Here is a 25,643-nt window from a genome sequence, read left to right as displayed (position 1 = left end):
AGATAGTGTAGGGCCAGTATGGATCTGTATCGAATCCCACTGGTCAGGACACTCTCCCTCAACTTGCTCAAAAACACCGTCGCCGATTTCGGTCAAAACGTAACTGTTCGACCGAATCTTCGCGAGTTCCAGGAGGACTAACCACTTGTAGTGTACTTTAGCGCGTGGCACCCACGAGCTGTCACTATCGACATCGGGGTAGAGATGGTTGATTCGCTCACCGAACCTCTGTGCCGCTGGTGTGTCTTGAGTTGTCGGAACGGTTTCAACTGTGAGTTGATGGAGAACTGCCAGCATTGGCAAACGGTGCTCATAAAAAATAACGCTCATGGGTAAGCGATTGTTGGTGGCATCATAGCGCAGTTTTGAGGATAGTTTTGAGTGCTTCTTCGCCGGGTTTCCGGCGGACGCGTTGGCGAAGTTGAAACGCTCTGAAGTAGGGCGTGAGCCTGTCTTTGGAGACGCCTCGATGCGGCGAGAGCCACCGTCGCGCCAGCGACGCGTGGCTCTCGCAGGTATTCACGTGAACATCTCCATCAACGTATTCACCATCGCCGTGCACGACGTATTCGCGGTCGAACTCTTCGTCGTCCTCTAGCGGGTCGTAGGCCCGAAATCCATCCGTATAGACGGTCAGCGACTCCTCATCGTGGTCGGCAAGGAGGAGTCGAACGGTCGATTCCTCGGCGGATTTCGCTGGCAGCACGTAGCAGTCGTTCGTTCCCCGATCAACCAGCACGAACACAGGCGGTTTGTCCTCGCTATATTTTCCACGTCCGCGCGTGGACAGGCCACGCGAGCGCGACTCCTGGTCGCGCTCGCGGCCCTTGAGTCCGGCTTTGACGTACAGTTCGTCGAGTTCGACCGGCCCTTCTAACTGTGGCCGAGGCGCGTCCAGCGCTCGCAGGAAGCGCTGGACGCGCCGGTACACTGTTTTGTAGGAGACATCGATCTCCACGTCCAGTTGCCGAAGACTGGTGTTGAACCGGATGTAGGCGTAGACAGCGAGAAACCACTTCCTGAGCGCGATCGAAGAATGCTCGAAGACCGTACCTGTCTTATCGTTGAACGTGCGGTCGCAATTCTTACAGCGATACCGTTGAAACACCCGATAGCTGCCGTACCGAATCACAGATTCGGCACGGCAGCGCGGGCAATAGACGCCGTCACGCCAGCGAATCTGTGCCAGCAGATTCGCGGCACGACGCTCCGAGACGAACGTCTTGAGTGGAATCATGCTTCGTCGGGTGGCGCGTTCGCGCCACCCTTGCCCGCTGTGACTTCCAGCTACTGCTGCGAACTGACCAACAATCCTCTACCCAAGAGCGAAAAATAATCATCCAGAGAAGGCCTGTTCGGTACACGATAGCGAATCTTTCACTCCGATGCCTAACTTTGCTCCTGAATGACTCTGTTGCAGTGCAGGTTCATACGCTTCGGTCAGCCACTGCCCTCTTTCAGTTAGTTCGCCCTCATCCAGAAGGTCAAGCAGTTCCAAGAGTCGAGTCACGTGCTGAACTTTTCTTGACCCCACGACACCTCTGTTGAAAGCTAATGTCCGCAGATCGGCATTCGGCTCACGCCGTCGTAACTCAAGCAACTCGCAAGCTAGCGGAAGGTCGTCCCAATCCGGCTGAACCGTCTCTAGGTGCCTGACTGACGACGTTTCCACGACTATTGGCTCTAATTTGCCAACCGCAATATAATTTCCTCACGTGATTAGGGACATAGTGAGCATGCTACCGATAATACTTAGTGAATACTGGGAGAGCCTCTTGATGTGCATCTTGAACAAGAACCGGTCTCCGATCTTACTGAGTCTGGTGAGAGGACACTATTCGTAGGAAAGGACAACCCGATCCGAATCAGCACCGGGCACCGCCTCCTCCACCACGATGGGAAATGTAGTCGTCCACATGGACACAACTACGAAATCTCGGTGGAGGTCACTGGTTCTCTCACTCAGGATGGCTGGGTCGTAGACAAAGGAGATATTACCTCAGTAATAGATGACTGGGACCACCGTTTCCTCCTTGAGAAGGACGACCCGCTCATCGACGCCTTCGAGCAGAGCGGCGACGGTGATTCACTTGTCGTTCTCGAACACCCACCGACCGCGGAAGTGATGGGACTCGTCTTGGAACGAAAACTCCTCGAGACACTTCCAGAGTCAGTCTCAGACATCTCAGTGGCGGTGCGGGAGACATCGGAGCTCTGTGCGGGGGCGACACACTGATGCCAGTCAGTTCAACAGCTGATGAGCAGCCAGCAGACGATGTCGATGGCGCAGCACTGCCGGTCAACGAGCTCTTCTACTCGCTTCAGGGCGAAGGGAAGCTCACCGGGACGCCATCGGTGTTCGTCCGCACCAGCGGATGTAATCTCCGGTGTTGGTTCTGTGACTCCTACCACACCTCCTGGGAGCCCACCCACGCCACAATGAGCGTCGACGACATCGTCGAGGAAGTCCAGTCACACGACGATGCCGACCACGTCGTCCTAACTGGTGGTGAACCGCTTATCCACGATGACGCGGTCACGCTCCTCGAGCAGCTCGACGATCTCGGCTACCACACTACCGTTGAAACCAACGGTACCATCCACCGTGACGCCCCCATCGATCTGGCAAGCATCAGCCCGAAACTCGCCTCCAGCACACCCACCCCTGAGAAAGACCCCAAGGGCGATGGCGAGTGGGCAGACCGTCATGAAGAACGGCGCATCGACCTCGATGCACTCGGCGCACTCGTCGACGACTACAACGCACAACTCAAGTTTGTCGTCACTGGCCCCGATGACCTGCCCGAGATCGAATCCCTCCTCGCTGACGTCCGATCGACGGCAGCGAGTCGCATCCCGGATTCGGACGTGCTGCTGATGCCCGAGGGGACGACTCGAGACGAACTCGATGCCCGCCGGAATGAGGTCGCTGAACTCGCGATGGAGTACGGCTACCGGTACACGCCCCGCTTGCACGTAGACCTCTGGAACGACGCCCCCGAAACGTAACATGACGAGTACGCACTCTCAATTCGCGACTGGCGAGGTAGAATCAGACATCGACTACGAGAAGGCACAGCGGGGCGTTCGCCTCCTGTTAGAGGCCGTCAGCGAGGACCCGGACAGTAACGCGCTGACTGAGACCTGGCAGCGCCGCGTCCCGGATGCCTTCGCGACACTCACCGAAGGCCAACGGGAGGCCGCGAAGCCGACGATGCGGACCTTCGACGCCGAGACGACCGGTCTCGTTGTCAAAACCGCAATTCCCGTGTATTCGCTGTGTGAGCACCACTTGTTGCCGTTCTTTGGAACAGTTCATTTGGCGTATCGGCCGACAGACGAGGTGGTAGGGCTCTCGAAGCTGACTCGGTACGTCCGCTGGCAGTCACGAAAACTCACGATGCAGGAACAGCTGACGAACGACATCGCGTCCGGACTCAAAGAGGAACTAGACGCAGCTACCGTCTTTGTCGAAATGAACGCAACGCACCTCTGTGAGGCGATGCGCGGCGTCGAGACGAGAAGCACGACCACCACCAGGGCAACTGCCGGAGAACCGACTGAGGCAGAACGTGAGCGGTTCCAAGCAGCGGTCAACCGTACGGAGGGTCAGGGATGAGCGAGCAACGAGCGGTAATCCTGGCGTCTGGGGGAATGGATAGTGCGACCGCCGCGGCTGTCGCGCAGGATGCTGGCTACGAGTTGTACATGCTGCACACGTCCTACGGCCAGCAGACCGAGAGTAAGGAGTACGAATGTGCGCAGGCCCAAGCCGAGGCCTTCGACGCCGCAGACTTCCTCCACCTGACGACGGACCACCTCTCGAAGATCGGTGCGTCGAGTCTCACTGACGACGAGATGGACGTCGAGGAGGCAAACTTGGAGAGTGACGAGATTCCGAGCTCCTACGTACCGTTCCGGAACGCGAACCTGCTGTCGATGGCGACGTCGTATGCAGAAGCCAACGATTGTGAGGCCGTGTTTATCGGTGCGCACAGCGAGGACTTCTCGGGGTATCCGGACTGCCGACCGGAGTTCTTCGAGGCGTTCCAGCAGGTCGTCGACGTCGGCACGAAACCGGAGACGGAGATCAGCGTCGAAGCGCCGTTTGTCGAGTTGTCGAAGACAGACATCGCCGAACGGGGTCTCGAACTCGACGTCCCCTATGAACACACCTGGAGCTGCTACCGGGAAGAAGTACCAGCGTGTGGCACGTGTGACGCGTGTGCGTTCCGTCTCCAGGCGTTCCAAAATCTCGGCGAGCGCGATCCAATTGAATACGCCGAGCGCCCCGATTATACCGAATCATAGTCGCCGCTGAACCGATTTACCGACGATTAAGACGGATCTGGCTCTTATTCTTCTCGACAGAGGGTGGCTCACGAAGAGTAGGACCGGTGCTGGAGACACCGAGCCCAAGATGCCTGATGCAGAAAGAGATTTGGCAATTATACAACTGTTCTAGTTAGTGAATATCTATGGTGGTTTCACCCATTCATCGAATCGGACGACGAAGCGCCGCGTAGTGGGATGCGTGGCGGTGAAAAATGCCCGTCGTCCCACCTGGGAAGCTTGGGAGTTGCCAGTTCCATCGGTGGCACTACTCCCTTCACTGAAGTGGCGGACATTGATTATCGTAGCCGAATGAGGTTGACTCATGACCAGAATCACACAATCGACTCGACTAAGTCGGGTTCAGCACATCATCGGTAGCGGGACGGGGTTGCTCGACTTCGCAGTAGATGGGGAGGACGACTACTACACATGGGACGGCAATGAAGACGCTGATTGGGAGGTTGAGGATGTGGCTTCCGTTCAGAATATCGACGAAGATCGGTACATTATGTATCCAGAAGGGGAATTCTTCGTTTGCGAAATCGAATCACAGGGCGAAGAGAAGAACACCGGGCCAATTCACTGTTGGTGTGAGTAGACGGTGAATCCTCAACTGTAGTAGGTTGGTACAAGTTGATGATTCGGTACCTCTTGTAAGCGTTCAGTGGATAGTTCGTCGGATTCAGCGAGATCCCACACAATGTCGAAGAACTCGACGGCAGCATCAACGAACTGTATTCGCTCTGTATAAACTCCGCACTCAGGATTCCAATCGTAGCTGTTCTCCATGAAGTTCGCCGAACCGAGTAATGCTGCGCCTTCTTCTGGTCTCCCGATGGTCTGAACCTTTCCGTGGATGCCGAATTCACCGAGGTCACGGAAATCCATGTCTGGAGTTACCCTCTGGTGCTGTTTGAAGCGCGAATAGCTACGTATCGTGACCTGCTCGCGATGTTGCTTAATTTCGCTGAGCAGGTTCTGCTGTAGACGCCGCCACTCCCAGGGTTCTTTCGTGTGGCGGGTCAGCAATCGTAATTCGAATCCCTGTTGCAGGAGGCGCCGTATCTGGGAGACGTATTCGTTGAACGTGTCGTCGTCAAACGGAGTCATAATCCGGAGGACCTTGTCGTCGAGATCGCGTTCGAGCCCGAGACTGAACAGGCGGTCGGTCATCGCCGTGTACGACCGCATCCCAGCAGGCCGATTTTCGTGCCAGCGCCGTAACCTCGCTCGTTCCCGTCCAAGACCACGAGAATCCTCCACGTAGTCATCCATCTTCTTCTCGCCGAGAGCGTCGGGATCAACGAGGGTAAATGTGAAGTACGCTGGCGCAACGTCACCGTCGGAAAGAGAGTCGTAATCTTGAGCAATAATGGCGTCAGTAGCAATTGGTGACAATGTCGTCACTGACGCTCGGGACAGAACCTTGATTCGCCGCTTGACTGCTGCGCACCGATCGATGAGATGTGTGGTGTACTCCTCTTGGAGACTGCTGCCGTCAACCTGGGCAGGAACAGTAGCAAATTCGATGACCTCGTTGCCACTGATTTCGCAATCGACGCCGGGAACTTCGGACAAGACCTGATAGAGTTCATAAGGTGTCGCATCAAGCCGATCGGTCACGAAGCCCAAATCGAAGGTCGAGAACCTCAAGTGGGCAGAGATAGTGGCGATGATGTTGGTGAGAACGTCTCGACCAGCTTCGCTGATCTCAGTGTCACCACGAACATCAGAAACGCTGACCCGCCTTCCAACGTCGACCTGTGACAGTTCGGTTTCTACGGGTGCGGCCAGTAGGGAATGCACTGTCTCAAATTGACGTTCGTACTCGTCGTGTTGCTCCTCGATTGCGTCTTCAACCTCACTGGTGTCGTGAAGGAGTACAGCGTTATCTGCGAGCGAGGCAGCGACTGATTCCAATGAGAATGAATCGTTCGATAGTTCTCCAACCAATCGCTCCGTGATGGCCTTAAGACAGTCACCATCTTCGATACCTGAAAGCTGTGGGAGAACGTGTAAATAGCTCTCAGCGATGGCAGCTTCGGTCGGTACTTCTCTCTGTGCTTCAAGCACTGGTTCGATGCGCTCGAAGTTCGGTTCTACACTATCTGGGTAGATCGTCACGAAGCCGGCAGACCCGAGAAGCGGCCCGAGGATTGTTTCCTCCCAATCACCCGCTAGCAGACTGTCGAACTCTCGGCGAGGTAGAACTTCATCTTCAATTCCGAGACTCGATCGTAGGACTCTCTCGGCTGTTCGAGAGCTTGCGACGATAATTGCCTGAATGAGCGGGCGTGGTTCGTCTACTGAAAGGACTAAGGCACCAGCCAGAGTCGGACGGCCTCCCTCAATAAGGTCCAGTTCGTCGAGTATCCAGTTGTGTATCTCTGTAACCTGCTTCGGTTCTCGTTCATCATTCGTCCGCAGCGTTTCCGCGCGAATATGTGGCGACAGACGTTCCTCGAGACCGTCCTTGGTTACACTCGCCGATAGTGCCGCGTAGATACTCTCCGGTGAGACACCCCAGAGTCGTTCCGGGGAGCGAGTTCGAAGAGCTCGTGCCGTATCGATTATGTTATTTTCAGTCATCGTTCCTCGCTTCCAGATGGAGATCGTGCGAAAGCAGTTCGAGTAGCTCGTCCTTGTCGAACGAGTCAGGGTCATTCTGCTCGGAACAGCCGTACTGATAGAGACAGAACGGGCACCCGTCCTCACAGTTACACTCCGACTCCTCGGGAGAGAACGCATCGTGCATTATCTCGACCGCTCTCTCGAACTTCTGACCGTCATCCTGTGTGAGGAGTACGGTGATTCCACTTCCCCCCTCGTCCGAGTCGTACACTAAGGTGCCTTCCTCTTCGATCGATTCAGGAACTTGGCGAACGCTTACCCCGCCGATGTATTGGAGTGCCACTCGCAGTCCGTGAGCGAACCCGTGCTCAAGTTCCTCGCTGTCGAACCGAACACGAGCGGCCTTGGTGTCGAACTTGGTGGCGGGACGCACTGCGATACTTTCGTCCACGGGATGTTCCACGTTGTTCGTACAGACTGCGGACTCCCCCACGTTGGCAATCATGCCGTTGCATCCTTCAATACCACAGACCTCGAATACGTTCGGTAAAGGGTCTGAACCACCGTTCTTGTACGTCGCCCAGTATTTGCTCGTCGAGGCGGCGATCGTCACGTTACCGTACTCGAACTGACCGTGTACGTTCCCGCTTTCGTCGACGATGTCGTATGATATCGTAGGTTCGAACGAGTCACCTGCATCGGTTTCGACCGGCGCATACGTGCTCTGCACTTCCTCGTCAGCTTGATACACACTCGACGGCTCAAGCTCACGAGCGTTGGGCGTTATTCCCAACGGCAAATCGTGCTGGAACGCAGTCACGCGTTCAGGCACTTTCGTCACTAGTCGCTTTAGCCGTGAACCGCACGACTCGCAGTGAGACGTATCAGTGTCGTACTCCGCAGCACATGTCGGGCAGATAGCCGCGTCCTGGAATTGTTCGCTGATACGAGCGGTTTCTAGTGGCTCCCACTCCGTGCGCGTCACGACGTACGTCTCACCGCTGTGGAGGTACGCTGCCCCTGGGTGAAGCTCGGAGAGTGCGATACGACGGTCCCGAGAACCGTCACTGACGTTTTCGAACTCCTCGCCGACAAGTTGATAATCGACCGAATCACCCACAGACCGCAAACCGAACGCCGTCGGACTCTCGCGGTTGAGGTACTGGCCGAAGTCCATGTCCTCAAGTCTTCGCAGATAGTCGTCTAACTGATCAGCGCGCCGACGAAGTTGCTGCTTCTGTTCGCGGAGTGTGCGTTTTTCTTCGCGGTCTCGAGTGCGTCGTTCTTTGCTCCGGACATCAGCGATCTCTTCGTCAAGTTCCTCCAGATCAGCGTCAATCGCGTCTCGTTGAGCGTTGTAGAGGTCGATAATCGACGCTTCGATGCCACGATGATCGTCAGTTCCCCGTAGTGCTCCTTCGACGGCGTCGTACTCGTCTAAGACCGATTCAACTGAACCGCTACAGCTGTCCCTCTGACATTCACCTTTGTATCCGTCTTCGTGTTTACGGCCACAGCTTGAGCAAACACCGAAAGAAACCAGATTCTGCAGCCACTGTTCAATCTCGTCTTGATTCTCGTTGATGACCGAACGCAGCACTTCCAGTGGGGCGTCGTCGCTCTGATTCTGTACTTGGAAGTTCGACGACGACAGAACGCTAGTAAATCGCAGTAGATCGTTGGGCTTGGATTCGGACCGTGGAGACGGAGCGTCTTTACAGACAACAAATTCGTCGAGCCCACTCTGGTCTCGTCGCCAGGGAACCCACTGTGTCGTCGCTACCCAGTCGAGAATCCCCCATGTGAGGGACTGGTGGAGGACCTCACGGTTCACTTCGTTGAGTGGGACTTGCTGTGGGTCGGACGCGATGAGTTCCTCGGGATGCTCGTGATAGTAGTAATCGATCGGGTTTCGCTGACTGACGGAGTGCACGAGTGAACTCCCAGACTCCCGCCCGGCACGTCCGATGCGCTGGAGGTAGGAGTTCGCATTCGGGGGCGTACCGTAGAGGAGCAACGTGTTGAGGTCGCCGATGTCGACGCCGAGTTCCATCGCCGGTCCCGAGGACAGGAAGTGAGGGAACCGCCCCTGCCTGAACTGGTATTCCAACTCTCGCCGTTCGTCTCGGTCCGTCTCACCATAGTACGCCCTCGCGAGGAGCATCATAGGATCGGACGTAGTTATCTGCTGTGCCGTCAGAGAGAAGTGAGGATGCGAGAACGTCGAACGGTCCTCTGGCTTCGAGTCGAATTCGACGATGTCGTCAGGAACGTCGGCCAGCGTTGACTCGAGGCTCGTGACGAAGTCCTCTTGACTTGGACTATAGTACGTTGGCGTCGCTTCATCGACGACTGCACATTCAATTGTGTCCTCCTCGACCATCACGTACCGGCTACCGTCTTCTTCGACCCGACGTACCAGGCCCCGGTTGATCAGTAAATCGAGGTGGCTATGACCGTCCTCAACATCGTCGATGAGGTGAGGTTCGTACCGATGGTTCTGTGCAATACACTCAGCGAGAAGCTCCAGTTCTCCCGGTTCGAGATCGTCGGTGTCGGCATTTAGACGGACGTCGACGATCCCCTCGTCAGTGAGTTGCTTACTCCGGTAGCGTTCGCTGTACTGTCCAGCGAAGATTCTGGACAACAGTTCTTCCGTCAGATACTCGTCGACTGACTGGTCGTAGTTAGTGAGGAATTCGAACGCATTCGGTGGGTTATTGGTTTCCCCTTCGAGGTCCTCCTCGTACTGCTTTGCCTCAGCTACGCCACAGTCGACGATGTCCGCGAGAGTCCCCCATCCTGAAGCGTCGGCCTCATTCCTGACGCTGCTGACGAATAACTGGTCAAAGAAGAACGCCTCTTCGGGTTCACGAAAGTTGCGCTCCAGTTCTTTCATGTCGGACTGGCTATCCGCGAACGAGAGCATCTTGGATTCGGTGAAGGACTCCGGGTTGTCTCGGTCAGCGAGCGACCGCAGCAGGTACCGTCCTGTCGTCACCGCTGCGTTAGCCGGGCCCCGCAACATCGCGTCGTATCTGCCGTTCTTAGAGTAGGTTTCCCGTTGGTCCTGATGGTAACAGGGGAGACCACCGGGGAACTGGCTCGACTCCCGAATCCGACCGTCGTCATCGACCATCCGGAAGTTGCTGTATCCTTTTGCCCGTGTCACGATTTCTGGATCGTCACAACTGCAGTCCTGTCGACCACCAGGGAGGAACTCGTGCTCGCAGGACGTGCACTCGTCGACCATCTGGATGTCGAACAACGCGGTCCGGACGAACCGTCGATTTCCGCAGGTGCAGGTGTTCGGGGATCGGCCAAAGTACACTTCGTCACAATCCGGGTCGCCGCAAGTCCATCCAAGCAAACGCTTCGGTGTGAGATTGCCATCACAGTCTTCGGCCGTACACTCCTGTACGTCGGGGTCTTCGTATATCTCCCCACACTCAGTACAGTACTGGACGCTGTCGTCTGTCAGGGGTTCCAACGCCTCAGTGTCACAAGAATGGCAGGTCGGCTCCCGTGCCTCCTCAACTGTGACTTCCTCGCCACAGTCTGGGTTCGAGCAGATGTGAGTTTCCATCGAGTCGTCGAGTACCATCGAGGAACCACACGTCGAACAGTCCTGCTGGTGGTCGATCTTCTGGCGCTCACCACATTCGGAACATTCGTAGAACGGCCGCCAGTAGACGCGGATCATCTCGGGCGTTTCGCCGTCGGGCGTTTCGCACTGGCACTCGCGTCGCGAGAAGTAATCGAACCGTCCCTCTTCTGAGGTCACAGTATGTGGCTCGAGCCGTTCGCAGTTCGGACAGAACCACGACTCGAGTGACTCCTCACCGCACTGGTTACACAGTGAGAGTTTCGTCACGTAGTGGTGTCCGCATTCGGCACAAGCCGACTGCGGGGTATCGTAGACCGTCCCACAGTTGATACAGGAGTAGTAGCCGTCGAGGGGCCAACTGAACAGATGGGCACGGCGCTCCAGAATTCCGGACACGTCACCAATCGTCATGAAATTCGACACCACCGTGTCCGCCTGTTCCTCGGTTAGATTGGCTGATTCGACGAGTTGATCGCGTAGGCCGTCAGGCCGAAGCGGTTTCTCTCGAAGAGCTGAGTAGATGCCGCGAACGAACTCCAGCACTTCGCTGTCGCCTTCTACGAGGTGTTCGTAGAGGTCGCTCTCTACGTCCACCCCTCCGCTGGAGTCGTGGATACCCGCTGCTTTTAGAACGAGTTTCGCAGTCTCAGTCTCTCCGGCACGCAACTCGTCGCTTGCCAGTTCAGTGGTAGTGAATTCGTCAGGGACGTAGCTGGGGAAGGGAGCGTCGATTGTGCGTCCTTCTTCCTCAACCACCTCGATGTCGGGGTCGACGAACGGGTTAATGCGCTGGAAGACGGAGAGCTTGTTCTCGACGGTGGCACTCGCACCAACGATGGTGAGATCGTCGTCACCCTCGCTGTCGTAGTCGTTGAGTTCCTGTCGTTCCCGGATGTACCGCCGCATCAACGCCGAAGTGAACGAACCGAAAAGCTCGGAATACTCGTGAATCTCGTCGAAGACGAAGTATTTCGGCTCGGCGACGAACCGTTGCTGCGCTTCGTCCGCATTAACGTTGAACAGCCGGTAGTTGATCGTATCCGGGTTCGTCAGCAGGATGTCAGCTGGACTCTCGACGATGGCATCCCTAGTGACTTTGATAAAGTCGAACGTGAGATCCTCATCGTGTTCTGCCATCGGTTCGACGACGAACGAGTCGTCCGAGCGACGCCGAACAGTCAACGAAGAGTCACACTCTCCACACGGACAGTCGAAATACTGGAACGTCGTCTGGAGGTACGCTAGTTCGTCGGGATCGCGGCGTTTCGTGTCCCCGTCGTAGATCCCCACCGTAATCTGGTCGTCCGCTGATCGGTCTCGATTGAGCGTGAACAGGTAGTCGATGAGGCGCTTCAGCTGGTCTTGTGCCAGAGCTTTCGTTGGGTACGTGAGAACGCATTTGACGCTATCCGGCGGATGCGCGTCGTGCTGGCCTGCTTTCGCCTCACAGATGAACTGGAGAATCGGAATTAGCCAACCCTCTGTCTTCCCCCTCCCGGTCGCTGCGGTTAACAGCGTATGATGGTCTTCGCGAACCGCCTCGATGGAGTCCTCCTGAAATTCGAAGAGGTTTCGGAATCCTGCCTCACTAAACGTTTCCGTGACGTCCGAATGCAGGTCATGGTTGTCAGCGAAGGTCTCCCACGACGTGTCACTCATTCGGGGGAGGTCGAGCACCTGAAGGTAGGGTCCCTTCGTTCGGATGAACTCGGGAAGGTCATTCTCCAGAGACTCTCCGGCCCCACCGTGGTAGCGGGAGACGAGGCTCTTGACCGCCGGCGAGGGTTGCGAACCGGCGTAGTGTTCGGCGTACGATTCACGCATCGTGTCGGCGAGTTCTATGGGGTCGAATTCCATCGGTGGGTTTCCTGTGGGATGTAGTTAGTCAGTCAACTGTTCGTTCACGCCTCGGTTGTCGACTGGATGAATCGACAACTCCTGTCCGTCCAACTTGGCCTGGAGGCGGTCGCGGTCGAAGGACCGCTGGTCGTTCCGGACATCGCACCCGTACTGGTACAGACAGGACGGACAGCCATTGTCACAGTCGCAGTCGAACTGGTCATCCATAAGACCGACTGCTCGGGCGAAGGCGCGGAAGTCGCCGTCGGACTGCTCGAAGAGCAGTCGTGCGACGTCCGATCCACCCTCTTGCGACTCGAAGACATCGACGTGATCTTCTCCGACGTACTCGGAGAGCTCACGGATGTTGACGCCGCCGAGGTACTGGAGAGCGACCCGGAGGCCGTGCGCCAGTGTGTGGGATAGTTCGCGGTCCTCCAGTTCGACGCGTACACCCTGCGTCTCGTATTGGTAGCCAAGTCTGACGAATTGCGAGTCTGCTCCTCTCCCTTCGGGGAAATGATCGGGGTCTGCACTACACCGACGTGTCTCATCGTCGTCCTCGTAGATTACGCCGTGACAGTTCTCCTCGCCGCAGACTTCGAAATGTGACTCTTGTGCGTCGACCTCGCCCGATTTGTACTTCGTACGATATCCATCTGTGTACAAGAGGACTGAGTAATCACCGTATTCGAGCGTTCCAAGTACGTCTCCTTTGTCTGTTCGTAGCTCGTACGTCTGTCTGGTATCGAACGAGAGGATCGAGGTCTCGCGTTCGGCGTAGGTGTTCTGCACTGCCTGATTGGGTTCGTTGTGCAGGTAACGCGCCTCATCGCCCTCAGAAGTCAGTTGGAGATTGTCGTGATACGCGTCGGCAGAATCGAGAACGGCGAGTTGGCGTCGTTTCAACGGTACATCGTTCTCACAGTCACAGTCGGTCGCATCAAGATCGTGAGTTGAATGGCACGCCGGGCAGACAAGTTCATCCGCGAGGTGGTCGTCGATGTTCGCATCGGTGACGGATTCTCGTAAGTCAGAACCCGCCTTTTCGTCGAAACGAACCCGGGCGACAGTGTAGGTCTCACCGTTGTCGAGGTACGCCGCACCTGGGTGAAGCTCAGATAGCGCCATCCGCATCGCCCTACCGCTCGATTGGTCTCCGATGTTGCGTCGGTCGTACCCCTCATCGACCAGCGTTAGACCAGCAGTGGTGGCGACACTTCGCATCGAGAAATCGTACTTGCTCTCGCGGGACTCCCGGAGGAAATCGAAGTAACTCTCTTCGCCCAAGTCGGAGAGGTGCTCTTTGAGGACTTCCATGCGTTCCTGGAGCCCGCGGCGCTCACGCATAATGCGACCGCGCTCGTCCGCACTCGCACGCTGCTGGTCGCGCCGTAGGTCGCGGTCTCGTTCGGAGAGCGATACGCGCTCAGTCTCCAGCGACTCCTGATACTCCTGATAGTGCGTGATGTATCGGTCGTCGAAGTTCGAGATTGCGTCCTCGACGAGGTGCCCGAACTGCGCTCTCGCGTGTCGGATGTGGCCGTCGCAGTCCGCTCGCTCGCAGGTGGTTCGTTCGTCGTCGGCCGCGTACCGGCGCTCACAGTCCTCGCAATACTGGTACTCTAGCAGCGACTCGAGGTAGTCCCTGATCTCTGGCTCGTGGTCGGACACCACTTCGCTCAGTACCGCGAGTTGTGAATCATCGCTCCCGAGTGATAGCGTGTCAGCGGCGAGTGACATAACGTGAGTCAGCTTGCTCGCGTCCTCTCGTTCACTCTCCTCGAGTGTGCTTCGCTGGTGGTAGGTGTCGCCACCGTCGATCGAGCGGGAACGACCGTGGCGGCTGACGTCCCACGGGATCGAGAAGTTGGCTGCCACAAAGTCGAAGACGGCCCACGAAAGCGAGACGCGTAGGACCTCTTCGTTGTGCTCGTTGAGTGGCACCGGCGTCGGTTCGGCCGAGATGAGATCCTCTGGATGGTCGTAGTAGTAGTAGTCAATCGGATTGCGCTGGCTCACAGAATGAACCAGCGACGAGTGAGAGCTACGCCCAGCACGCCCGACACGCTGGAGGTACGCGTTCATGTTGGGTGGCGTCCCGTACAGCAACAGCGCGTCGAGCGAGCCGATGTCGACGCCGAGTTCCATCGTCGGCCCGGACGAGAGGTGGTGTGGATAGTTCTCTTCGCGGAAGAGGAACTCGAGTTCGCGGCGCTTTCGCTTCTCTGTCGTCCCGAGATACTCCTCGGAAACCAAGATGCGGGTCTGTGAGTATTCTACCCGGTGGGCACGCTGTGTGAAGCGCGGATGCGACACGGAAGCGAGCTCCGCCAGGGTCGCGTTCGACGGAACTGCCGATTGACTATCGAGGCCGAATTGGTGCTCGAGTGTCGTGTAGTACCGCTCTGTTTCGGGATCGAAAGCGATGCTGTCCCCCTCACCAGCAACGGTGACTTCGATCGCAGACGGGTCGAACGAGACGTACTTGTCGGAGTGGCCGTACGTGAGAATACCCCGTTCGACGAGATCGGCAACCACCTCAGTGACCTCTCTACTCGGGCTGGGACTTTCGAAGTTCGCCACACGGTAATCGTTCCCCTCGTCGACGAGTTCGCGGACAATTGCCCGTTCGTCACCAGAAAGGGCATCCAGCCCGGGAGCGAACCGTACGTCGAGTAGACCGACTTCCGAGAGGGGGTCGTCACGTTCCCCGAGACGCTGACTGTAAGTGTGCGATAGTGCACGCCGTGTGAGCCGGCCGTGCAGCGCATCATCGTCGTCCCACCGCTTACGAGGTTGGTCCTTGAGACGCGATTTCAGATCGAATTCGACGTTCCTAGCCACTCGTGGCGGTTCAAGCGACTCGTTGAGGCTATCAATGGATTCGTCGGCGTACTCGAGGACATCGTCGAATGATACCCACGAGGACGAACCGTCGTTCGCTGCACCACGGACGAGCAGTTGGTCCAGTAGCGTCTCGGTCTCGGGCTCGGAGAAGTCCCTACTGAGTTCCTTCATGTCGCGGTGGGAGTCCGCGAACGAGAGGAGTTTAGCAGCTTGTTGTCCCTCGTCGTCAGCGACCGCACGCATCAGGTACTGTGATGTCGTCGCCGCCAGGTTGTTCGGGCTGCGCATCATCTCGTCGAACCGACTTCCAATTTCGTAGCGAGCGTACGGGTGTGGGCACGGAACTGCCGATCCTTGAGAGCTCATCGAATGGATTCTCCCGTGTGTGTCGAGCGTTTTGTACGCTCGATGAGACCCCGTTCTCTGGTGGACGTCCGGGTTGTCGCAGCCGCATCCGTCTTCCTCAACGAATGCGGTGTCACACGACCGGCAGTGCTGGTCGTGCTGGATCTCGAACAGCCCCCGTTTCACGAACGACGACGATCCACACTGACACTGGTCGGGAGCGTCTTGGAAGTGGATTCGGTCGCAGTTGTCGCTCGCACACACCCACGGTAGGTATCGTGTCGACTCGAGTGGTGAGTCACACTCGCGACAACGCTCGGGAGCATCTTCGGGCCGGTCGTACGTAGTGCCACATTCGGGGCAATCGAATCGTCCTTCGACGCTGGAAACCTCGAACACAGAGCCCTCACACCGATCACAGGCCTGTTCGACTGTTTGGGTACTCCCACACTGTGGATTGATACAGGTGGTCGTCTCGGAATCGGTCCTGACAGTACGGGACCCGCAGTCGGAACACTCAGCGATGGTGGTCCGTTCCACCCGATGGTTGCATTCCTGGCACTCCAGGAAAGGCTGGAACGTGACACGAACCATCTGTACCGCATCGTCGCGAACCCTCTCACACCGAGTACAAACGTGGTCCTCGTCTTGTCCGACCGATCCGTGTTCGGTGGGCGTGTACGACTCCAGTTGGTCGCACTCGGGGCAGTACCAGGTGACGAGGTGTTCGTCGCTGCAATAGCGACAGTACGTGGAGCGAGTGACGAACTCGAATCCGCACTCCCGGCAGGAATCCTGCGGTGAGCGATAGACGGTTTCGCACGCTGCACACGCGTAGAACCCGTCGATCGGCCAGGAGAACATGTGACTGCGGTTCTCCAGAATTCCAGAGAACTCACCGAGCGTGCGGACGTTCTCCACCAGCGTCTCGACACCGGACTCATCGAGGGCGAAGGTCTCGGCCAACTGCTCGTGCAGTTCCGAGCGGGTCAGCGGGTCGTCGTAGAGCAATTGGTGGACGTACTGTACCACCTGCACGCCGGGGTCGTCGTGAGTTCCAGTCAGATGGTCGAAGAGGGCATCGGCGACCAGTGTCTCCCGGCGATCGCGGTCGTAACTCGATGCCTCCTCAAGCGTGTAATCGAATGCGTCTAACCCCGGAACAGTGTCGTCGGGCGTTCCCGTCGCACGCAGAATGCGGTCGACGGACAGACGGTGTGACGTAAACTCTTCTGGGACAGATAATGGCACCGTGGCGTCGAGTTCGCGAGGCGACTCGCTTACTTGTGTGACGTCAACGGCGCCGCTGACTTTCTGGAAGAGCTCGACGTCGTTCTCGACGGTTGCGCTGCTCGCGATGAGTTGCAGGTCGTCGACGCCCCGGTTCTCTCGCAGCGCCTGTACGCGCTTCATCAACGTCGATGTGTAACTCCCGAACAAGCCGTCGTACGTGTGAACCTCGTCGAACACGAGGAACTCGGGTTCGTAGATGAACCGCTGGTGTTCGTCCTCAGCGTTGGTGTTGATGAGTCGGTAGTTGATCGTGTCGGGGTTCGTGAGGACGATGTCAACGCCGTTTTCGAGGATGTCGTACCTAGTCAGCCGAAGGAAGTCCAACGGCACATCGTTCGGCTCGTCTTCTTCACAGTGGGCTTTCTCCGGGATAAGTTTGAATCGGGAGCCGGTGTTTCTGACGCGAACACCACCACCGCAGTCCTGGCACTTGTCGAGTTCGGGATTGTACCCCGGACATTCGAAGTGCTTGAACGTGGAATTGAGGTAGCCCTCCGCACCGGACTCGCTCACGTCGCGGGGCGTGTCCCCGTCGTAGATACCAACTGAGATGCGTTGCGACGACTTCAGCTGCTTATTGATGAGGTAGAGGTACTGAAGGAGGCGCTTCAACTGGTCTTGCGCCAGGGCCTTCGTCGGGTAGATGAGCGTTGCCTTGACGCTCGTGTCGTCTCCCTCATCCTCTTCCTGACGCTTCGCTTCGAGGATCCGGTTGAGAATCGGAATGAGCCACGCCTCAGTCTTCCCCCGCCCCGTCGCGGCAGTGATTACCGTGTCGTCACCGTCGAGTATCGACTCGATACTCCGCTCCTGGAAGTCGTAAAGCCTCTCGAACCCGATCTCCGAGAACGCTCGTCGGATGTGGGGTTCCAGATGCGCCGACCTGGCGAAGGTATCCCACGAACGGTCACTCCAGTTCGGGATATCAAGCGCTTGCAGGAACGGCCCACGCATTCCTGTGACATCGCTCTCACCGTCGGCTAACCGGTGCGCTACGCTGCGAGCGGCGCGCCCCCCGCGACCGATGAAATAGTCGCGGTAGGCCGCTTGCATCTGTTCCGCGCGGGCGGCGGGGTCCTTCATTGTCAGAGGCTAAGTTCTACGGCCGACTCTAGTTCGTCGACGCGCTTCATCTCCTCAAGGGTGTCCGTGGAAACGTCGGCTAGCGTGAGCTGCTGGGACTTGCTGAGCGTCTTCACGTCCTCGATGGTCGAATCCGACAGATCGTGTTTCTCTTTGAAGTCGTCGAAGCTCTGGAGCGATTGGTGTTTCTCCCAACTGTCCGTAGCGTTCTCCCACTCGGACACGAACTTGGAGGCACTCCCGCTGGAATCCATCAAGTCCCGGGTGAGAAGTCGGTGCATGTGGTTGAGCGTGCGCGAGAAGTCCGAGTTCTGCCCGCCAAGAATTTTCTGTAGTTCCTCGGCGGCGCTGACCCGCGTACTCCAGGTGTCTCTATTGCTCTCCAGTTTCCCCTGAATAGTCTCACTGACGTTCTCAACCTGCTGCTTTGCGGATCGAATCTGCCTGATCTGGGTTTCGACTTCGGGAGTGAGCTCGACTTCTGGTTCAGTGTCATCCTGGTCGAGAGAAACCTCTTCGTCCGCCATTTCACTCCTCTGGACGTTCCCCAGCAACTCGTCCTGCGTGACGTCAACCGCGTTCTCGGCCGTTTGAACGGCACTGCCAAGCATCGTCGGTGCCGACCCATCGAATGCCTCCTCGAGAACCGTCTTGTAGTACCGCAGGTCTCGAAGCGCTTCTTCAAGGTCATCGAGTTCGCTGTTGATTTCGTTGATATTGTACTGCGCGACAGATATGGTGTATTTGGCGTTCTCTCCTCGTTTGTGTTCTAATGCCTTGTCTTTGAGCGCGTCAACGGCCGCAGGTAGAGATTGGGTTCCAGACATCTTACAGGCCCTCCGTCACGGAGAGAATCTTCTGGCGTTTCTGTTCGTAGTCGCTGTACTCGCTGAGTTGCTTGACGCGGTGTTCGAGGTTTGCACCGGTCGCGTGCTCTTCCTCTTGGAGATTGTCGATGAGTGAGTCAAACGCCTCGTAAATCTCCCAGGCGTCCTGCTCGTGCTGACTTCGCGCGAAGTCGTGAAGTCGGGCGACGAGCGTCACTCCCGTCGTGTCCTCCATGTTCTGGAACCTCTGAACATCGTCTCTAAACGAGGTAAGGTTGATATTCTCCGGAGATTCGTCAGATTCGATATGGAGGAGGTTACGAGCCTTCTCATAAATTTTCTTATCTTTCCCATCAAAGGTTCCTCGACAGTTTTCAAGCGTCTCGAACCACTCGGCGAGGTCGTTAACGGTATGGCTGCTGTCGTACCAGCGTTCTACCGGCTCGAGTGCTTCCTGAATGTGGGCGGCGTTCTCCTCGGCGGTAAGGCGGTCGAGTTCAGCGGCGTAGTCGGAAATTCGGTCGAGCAGGCTGGATAGCTTGGTATTCGCGTTGTTGCGTGTTGTGCCAACTCTGTATGCGTCCGCGAGGTCGGCAGTGTCAATCATCAGTGCCGCGTCGACGTGTGCTTGCAGGTCGTCCGCGACCTCGCGCCGTGCTTCCGAGAGACGCTCGTAGTCCACGACGTTCGACTTGAGGAGGAAGAATCCCTCAATCAGGTCGCTGATGTCGCTGGACGACATCGTCAGGTCGCTGAACGCCTGTCCAAACGCACTACCTCTATCGAAGTGCTCGGAAACCGGCTTACCGTACGGTTGATTACTGTCGTACTCCTCAAGAACGAGGTCTGCAGGAATCCCGTCGTCATCGATTTCGGCACCGCGAGCCGCGTTGATCAGGAAGAACTGAGCAAGTACCAGAGTCTTCTCGATATTCAGCTCTGACGGAAGACAGTCCTCAACCTCCTCACGCATCTCGCGTTTGAACTGAGCGACGTTCGTATCCGCCCACGCACGAAGCTGGTCGAAGTCCGTCGTTTGGGGGTCGAACACGTCAAAGAGCCCGTACTCAAGCATACTGGTGTAGAGGTCAGCATAATCCGACTCACATTCGAGTTCGATGTCGATGCTGGCCTGGCGCTGTTGGTCGCCCTGAATCGAGACGGGGATGCTGTCACCGCGAGCGTAGTAAATACTTCCCGCAGAACGCGTCGATGCGTGGGGATTGCTGAGACGCGTGGGCTCGTGCCAGCGTTCCAGAGTGGCGACAGCCCCGTCGTGAAGCGTGTCCGAACTTGGGTATTCTTCCCCGTTCGTCACCCAGTTCTGGAACTCCTGGAACTTCTGCTGGCTCTCACGCTGTTCGTCCGTGAGTTCAGGTTCGTCAACGATTTCGACTTCGTCGTCCTCGTCTTCCTCAGTTTCGTCCGCTTCTGTGTTCTCGGTCTCGTCTTCTTCGGTTTCCTCGTCTTCATCGACGTCATGTTCCGGCGTCGGCGGGTTCTTGATCTTCTCGATGACAGCGCTCCCCCTCCCGCGCTCGAAGACCACGTAGTCGCCCTTGACCGGTGCTTTGTCACTGTCGGGAAGATCAATGTCGAAGGTTTCGAGGATACGGACCCGGACTCCGATTCCATCATCAACTGGGACGCCGTACCACCGGCTGACGTCCTGATAAATTTGGTCGTACTTCATGTCGATCTCGAACGTCGGGGTATCGACAAACGAGTTCGACTTCATCGCCTCGTAGGGCGGTAAACTTGATTTTAGACAGTGTTTGACTACACGCAGAAGTAATAGCCTCGGCGTCTTCCGATTGCTTCCCCCATCATTCAGCTGCCTGTATGCGACGTGAATGAAGCGCTCATTGAATGGGTAGAGTTCGTCGAACGCTTCCTCAACATCTCCGGGAGCGCTCTCAGCACCAGAATTTTGCTTGATTGCATCAAGGTACGATCGGGCGAGCGCAACAGATGCGTCGTCATCGAGGAAGTACGCTTCATGTGTATCTTCATCGCTCATCGTAAGCTTCCCCTGTGAGCGCCCCTCCATGTACTCTGCAGCGTTTTGCCGGGTGAGTGCGTCATTAATATTATCCTGCTCCCAGCCAATCGTCCACCCGAGAATGATGTCGTAGCTGCTACTGCTGAGCTCGAAGATGTGGTCCAGGAGTTGCTCCTTCAGGACGCTGAAGGTTGTGAGGTCCTCGCAAATGAGAGTTGGTCGAATTCCCTGATCTTGATACCGCTGCGAGTATTCTTGGAGTAACTCTTTGAAATCGCCGACGAGGTTCCGAGAGAGGTACTCGTGGGCTTCGTTTTTGAGGACCGAGTAAAGCACGTCCTTATTCTCAGTGAGCTTATTACCGAAGGTCAACTGTAACCGAAGATCGCGGTAGTCAGCCCGAGTCAGGAGGTTAAATTCTGGGTTTCCATCACGGGATTCAATGGCCTCTTGATACTCCTGAATGTTTTTCCCGAAGATTTTGCGAAGGTCGCTCTTATCTCCTCGAGCCTCCGTAAGCTCTTGAATCTCTTCGTCGCTAAGGTGTTCTGTCGACCAGATACCGCGAAGGTACTCGACGATTGCAGCGGCCGCGTCGTCGGGGTCGAGGTCGTCAATGTTGCGGACATCAGTGTTGACATCCAGTGGTTCGGTCAGGATGTCGAGAATCTGGTCCATGCGGGTCTGGCTGCGGGACACATGAAGCGCCACCCGGTCTTCAATCCCCTCGTCGTCCTCGCCGTAGCCGTTGATTTGATACTTGGTCCACTCACAGAGTTGGGACTTGCCAGATCCCGGTTCGCCACGCAGGATGAAGATGCGGTTCGGGTCGTCGAGGCTCGATGCCGTGATCGCATTAAGGACGTCTTCCTGGGTAACGAACTTGCCAGATACGCCGAGCGGAGTCAGGTTATCAGCGTAAATCCGGTCGATGTCGACGTGGGTCTCCTTGAACTGTTCTGGCGTCTTCTTTTTTGTGTGTGCTTCGGACGTGATGAAGTGATCGACTTGCTGGTCATCCCAATAGGTAGGCATCTCGTTGCCTGCGGTCGATTTCGGAGTGTGTTGGCTCATTGTTGGGTAAGGAGCTGGTCGAGGGGATACTCGTAAGCTGTCTCGCTCGGTTTGGAGTGAACCGAGACGTACGTCACGTCCTGCCGATTGCCGCGGTTGTCCTTCTTGAGGTTTTCAGGAGGAAGCTTCACTTCGTTCTGTGAATCTCCAGGTGCTGAAAGGTCGACGACGCCGTCTTCTGCCATATTCCGAAGTACGTCGGTGATGGCGGGGTGGAGCTTGGGGGTGCCCGTTCTGGCCTCGTAGACCGTGAACAGGTTGTCGTTGATCCAGTTGAACATCTCCTGAACCTCGCCGTCATCCACGGGGAGGTCGTCGTAGTCGGGATCAGCACTCGAATCGGTTGGAGCGAGCGCGAGCGCGTCGTACAGCAACGCACGGCAGGGACTCAAGACGAGTCCGTCCTCAGTCTCGGTGATGAGCCCCACCTGCTCGCCCAACGTGACCCACATATCGATTTTCTCGTCGGTCCAGGAGAAGTCGTAGTCAGTCTCTCGTTTCAGGATCGTTCGGAGGTTGTCACGACCGGCATCCACCGTCCGACTGCCCTCGCTCAGGAGCGCGCGATGGACGTCTGCAAAGTGCCTTTGACGACCGTCTTGCTGGTTGCAGTGGTACAGCAAGCGCGCCTCGAAGGCCAGCCCTTCGAAGTGACGGTCGTTGATTCGCTCAACTGTGTCGATGACATCACGCGTCGGACTCTCGACAAGGTCGACGGCGTTCAGGAAGCGCAGTGAATCCTCAACGTGGTTCGTTTGGAGGCCGCCGCCGGATGGCCGACCGAACTTGCGCGTAACCTCTGACGCGCTCGTCGCCGCTTGAAGCGAAGCGTAGATGTGTTTGAGTTCCGGTGCTCGCACCGAGATGAACCCGGTGAGTAGTTTGTCCGGCTTGTGACTCGCCGGTGTGTACGTCGTGCTCATGCGTCCTTCTGGTGACGGTAACGATAGTCGTCGAGTCGATCCTCCTCGAAGTCCACCCGCTCGAGCATGTCCAGCATGCTGTTGGCGACTTTCTGGGTCGGCCCGCGTTCGGTCCACGAACGAAGCGCTTCGCGGATGCGTTCCGAGTAATCCTCGAGCACTTGGTCGACGTCCTCGCGAATGAGGTAGTAGAGGGGGTCCCACGCAGGACTGTCCGCAGGAATACGCGTGTAATCGAACAGGTCCGGGATGGAGCCAGCCTCTACACCAGCGCGGTTGTGGTGCGCCGAGATCTGGTGGAAGTACAGGTTCTGTGTCGTCGACAGTGGAAGCGCGGAGTCGAGATTGTACTGGAGATACCGTTTCAGCAGTCCCTTGTAGTCCGCGACCGAGCACTCAAACTCGTCGATGAACGACTTACCGGGCTTCTTCGTGAGCCGCGGCATCTTCGGAGTACTCGTATCGGTGACGAGTACGTACGTCGCGTTAGTTGGACGCGCTCGGAGCAGTCGCCGAACGACGTCCTGTTCATCGAAGTTGCGGTCTTCGTCCTGTAGTTCACCAGTCAGCATTTCCTGGCTCACGTAGTGAACCAGTGGGAATTCGACATTCTCGACTCCATTCTCTCGTAGCGTTTCGTTTACTACGAGGTCGTATTCGACCAGTCGCAGCCCGTTGTCGTAGATGCCGGGGTGGGCGACGTGGCGGAGGCCGAACTGCGCGAGGAATGGCAGTGACCTGAGTTGTGCGCGGGCCTGGGAACCAGTCTTTGCGAGTTGCGGGTCTCGGATGACGAGAAATGAATCTCGTGTTCCGATGAAGTCCGCAAGTGCTGGCGTTTCTGAGTCGGGTGGGTCCATATTCACCTGGGGGGTGCTTGGGTTGTTTGCGGCGTCTGTGTGGGATGGGGTGACGCCTTGCGTTCGCATCAATTTCCCATAGCCGTAGCTACGGGATACAGGCCATCTCTAGCCTGCTCACAGTGGTGCTTCTATGAAGAATCCGTATCCCCGAGACCATAAAATTGTCGGGTAGATTATAATTATGGAGACGTGTCTCTTCGTACTAGTGGTAGCCACCACTAGTACGAGATGGGCGAACACCCATCGATTTTTAGCCAGCAGTCAAATAATTATCGTCGGTGAAACATTTCCGCATCGTTTGCACTAATCTGGGACAGTTCAGATGGTTCATCTATGGAAATGCTTGATTAGATCCTTCTGAACCGCGTATTCCATCCCACTGTTGCGACGACTGTTGTGCAATTCCGGAACAATAACGAGAGTCTGGATTGGAATTGTATACATGAGAACGTACCTCGCACCGCTCGGGTTCGACAGCAGGCGTGTTGTAAAACCGGTCTTGAGCGAAGGATTAGATGAATCGGATCGCGTTATCCTCCTTCAACCTGCGAATAGTTCTGATCAGAGTGAAGAAGCTTTTGACGAGGTGAAAGACGTTCTGACGCAGGTCGTCCCGGACCTCAAGTTGGAGTCAGAGCGACTCCCATATACCGATTTTGTCGAAACGACGCTTCTCTGCGCAGACCTCATGCAAGCAGCAGAAGGTGAAACGATAGTCATCCTCGGTGGCGGGGCGCGAGAGATTCTTCTTCCGCTAACGGTTGCTACGTTCTCAAACGAGAACCATATTAATACAGTTCTTCAAGTTGGTGATATTGACAGTAGCGTACGTCGGCTTCCATTCTTGAATCTTCGAAGTAATATCTCCGACGCTGAAGCAACGTTGCTCGCGAACCTAACAGACTTAGACACACCGTTGTCTATCAGCAATATTGCTACGGAGCTCGAGAAGTCGAAAAGCACCATTGCACGCCATGTTGATAGTCTCGAGTCAGAGGGATTTATTCGAACCGCTAAGGAGGGGCGAACGAAGACTGTAGAACAGACAGGTAGCGGACGGGTTTTCCTGAGTGGTAGAAAGCCGAATGATCAGCTACACGACCACTAAGTCAGATTCCGTATTAGAGAAATAGAAACGTTAAGAATGCGGATGCGATTCAGGAAGTTGGCGTGATGTACGTCCTCGCATTTGACCGGAGCGGGAGGTAAATGCGAACACGCATCCACGCCGGGACGCGGTCTCGCTTACGTGAGTTCGGTACTTGGCAAAGAGACTGACCACCAGTCTGGACGATCAGGGATTAGGACTTTATTGAGTAAGTATACATCCCGAGGATGGTGGAGTCGATTCAGTGATCTGCTGTCCATCATTCTCGGGATGAACTTCACACTCCAGGCGCTTCTATCAGATTCTGGAGTCGTGACTATGGGGAAGGGGAACAACCCAACACAAAGTCGTCTTGGGCTTTAGGGTATAGTGTGAGAGCCAAGGGCCGGATTTGAACCGGCGATGGGCGGCTCTGCAGGCCGCTGCGTTAGGCCGGACTCTGCCACCTTGGCGCGTTTCACAGTAAATGAGTGGCTCGCTTAAGGGTAGCGAATTCCGCTAGCCCTCTCCCTCGGACTGGCCCGGTTCACCCACCCCCTCGACGGGGACGGTGTTGAAAATCGAGGACTGTGCCTCTTCAGCCGAGGTGAACTCCTCGTCTTCGAGGCGAGCGAACACCTCATCGAGCGGTTCGGACCCGTCGGCATAGACGAGCCGCACGTCGTCGAATTCCCGTTCCGCCGCTGCTACCGATAGCGGATACGTGGCGGATTCGAGTAGTTCTGTGAGCTCGTTCAGTTTGACCTCGCGGGACATAGTGATGCCTCTCCGCCGGACTGTCGTAGTTACAGCCTCAATAAATACGGAAAGCCCACCGAAGAGAGATGACTCTCCTCGGTAGGCTGAAATGAGTATGAATGGTGGCGGCGAACCGGATTTCCCAGAGGGTCGCCCACTCCAGTACTCGCCGGAACGCTGGTGAG

At 56.6% G+C, this 25,643-nt stretch carries 15 protein-coding genes and 1 tRNA gene; 6 read left to right on the top strand and 10 right to left on the bottom strand.

The window, feature by feature from the left end; translation table 11 throughout:
- Positions 1-352: 352 nt before the first annotated feature.
- Positions 353-1,237, bottom strand: a complete 885-nt coding sequence (locus NJQ98_RS00080) for an IS1595 family transposase (protein WP_262174419.1) — start codon at positions 1,235-1,237, stop codon at positions 353-355.
- Between the two features lie 543 nt (positions 1,238-1,780).
- Here NJQ98_RS00080 and NJQ98_RS00075 point away from each other — a divergent pair.
- The 5 genes from NJQ98_RS00075 (at position 1,781) to NJQ98_RS00055 (ending at position 4,933) form a co-directional block, all read left to right on the top strand.
- Entirely contained in the window at positions 1,781-2,236 is a 456-nt protein-coding gene (locus NJQ98_RS00075) for a 6-pyruvoyl trahydropterin synthase family protein (RefSeq protein WP_262174418.1), read from the top strand.
- Positions 2,236-3,009 (top strand): 7-carboxy-7-deazaguanine synthase QueE, encoded by a 774-nt coding sequence (locus NJQ98_RS00070; RefSeq protein ID WP_058365348.1) that lies wholly within the window; start codon positions 2,236-2,238, stop codon positions 3,007-3,009. Before NJQ98_RS00075 ends, NJQ98_RS00070 begins: the two co-directional genes overlap by 1 nt.
- Before the next feature lies 1 nt (position 3,010).
- A complete protein-coding gene (gene folE / locus NJQ98_RS00065; RefSeq protein WP_262174413.1) occupies positions 3,011-3,619 on the top strand; it encodes a GTP cyclohydrolase I in 609 nt (202 codons plus the stop codon).
- Positions 3,616-4,311 carry a 7-cyano-7-deazaguanine synthase QueC gene (gene queC, locus NJQ98_RS00060; protein ID WP_262174410.1) on the top strand — a complete coding sequence of 232 codons (696 nt, stop codon included), beginning with the start codon at positions 3,616-3,618 and terminating at the stop codon, positions 4,309-4,311. Before folE ends, queC begins: the two co-directional genes overlap by 4 nt.
- 346 nt (positions 4,312-4,657) lie before the next feature.
- On the top strand, positions 4,658-4,933 hold the full coding sequence (locus NJQ98_RS00055; RefSeq protein WP_262174407.1) for a hypothetical protein: 276 nt from the start codon (positions 4,658-4,660) through the stop codon (positions 4,931-4,933).
- Between the two features lie 11 nt (positions 4,934-4,944).
- Here NJQ98_RS00055 and NJQ98_RS00050 read toward each other — a convergent pair whose 3' ends face one another.
- From NJQ98_RS00050 to NJQ98_RS00020, 7 genes are read right to left on the bottom strand one after another with little or no spacing between them, the layout of a single operon-like run.
- Positions 4,945-6,924, bottom strand: a complete 1,980-nt coding sequence (locus NJQ98_RS00050; RefSeq protein WP_262174405.1) for a phospholipase D-like domain-containing protein — start codon at positions 6,922-6,924, stop codon at positions 4,945-4,947.
- Complete coding sequence (locus NJQ98_RS00045) at positions 6,917-12,370, bottom strand: DEAD/DEAH box helicase (protein ID WP_262174373.1); 5,454 nt, start codon at positions 12,368-12,370, stop codon at positions 6,917-6,919. The genes NJQ98_RS00050 and NJQ98_RS00045 overlap by 8 nt, the downstream gene beginning before the upstream one ends.
- 24 nt (positions 12,371-12,394) lie before the next feature.
- Positions 12,395-17,923 carry a DEAD/DEAH box helicase gene (locus NJQ98_RS00040; protein ID WP_262174369.1) on the bottom strand — a complete coding sequence of 1,843 codons (5,529 nt, stop codon included), beginning with the start codon at positions 17,921-17,923 and terminating at the stop codon, positions 12,395-12,397.
- 2 nt (positions 17,924-17,925) lie between these two features.
- Positions 17,926-18,750, bottom strand: coding sequence for a hypothetical protein (locus NJQ98_RS00035; protein ID WP_262174366.1), 825 nt, complete (start codon positions 18,748-18,750; stop codon positions 17,926-17,928).
- A gap of 1 nt (position 18,751) precedes the next feature.
- Entirely contained in the window at positions 18,752-21,826 is a 3,075-nt protein-coding gene (locus NJQ98_RS00030) for a hypothetical protein (protein ID WP_262174363.1), read from the bottom strand.
- Complete coding sequence (locus NJQ98_RS00025; protein WP_262174360.1) at positions 21,823-22,749, bottom strand: hypothetical protein; 927 nt, start codon at positions 22,747-22,749, stop codon at positions 21,823-21,825. The genes NJQ98_RS00030 and NJQ98_RS00025 overlap by 4 nt, the downstream gene beginning before the upstream one ends.
- Complete coding sequence (locus tag NJQ98_RS00020; protein WP_262174357.1) at positions 22,746-23,609, bottom strand: hypothetical protein; 864 nt, start codon at positions 23,607-23,609, stop codon at positions 22,746-22,748. Before NJQ98_RS00020 ends, NJQ98_RS00025 begins: the two co-directional genes overlap by 4 nt.
- Before the next feature lie 445 nt (positions 23,610-24,054).
- Here NJQ98_RS00020 and csa3 point away from each other — a divergent pair, with 445 nt between their 5' ends.
- On the top strand, positions 24,055-24,720 hold the full coding sequence (csa3, locus tag NJQ98_RS00015; RefSeq protein ID WP_262174355.1) for a CRISPR-associated CARF protein Csa3: 666 nt from the start codon (positions 24,055-24,057) through the stop codon (positions 24,718-24,720).
- Between the two features lie 376 nt (positions 24,721-25,096).
- Here the strand turns inward: csa3 and NJQ98_RS00010 are convergent.
- A tRNA-Cys gene (locus NJQ98_RS00010) sits at positions 25,097-25,172 on the bottom strand.
- A gap of 46 nt (positions 25,173-25,218) precedes the next feature.
- A complete protein-coding gene (locus NJQ98_RS00005) occupies positions 25,219-25,476 on the bottom strand; it encodes a DUF5789 family protein (RefSeq protein WP_262174353.1) in 258 nt (85 codons plus the stop codon).
- Between the last annotated feature and the right edge of the window lie 167 nt (positions 25,477-25,643).

Origin of the sequence: Haloarcula laminariae (assembly GCF_025457605.1) — an archaeon.
Taxonomy (GTDB): domain Archaea; phylum Halobacteriota; class Halobacteria; order Halobacteriales; family Haloarculaceae; genus Haloarcula; species Haloarcula laminariae.
This window is presented reverse-complemented; position numbering and strand designations above follow the sequence as displayed.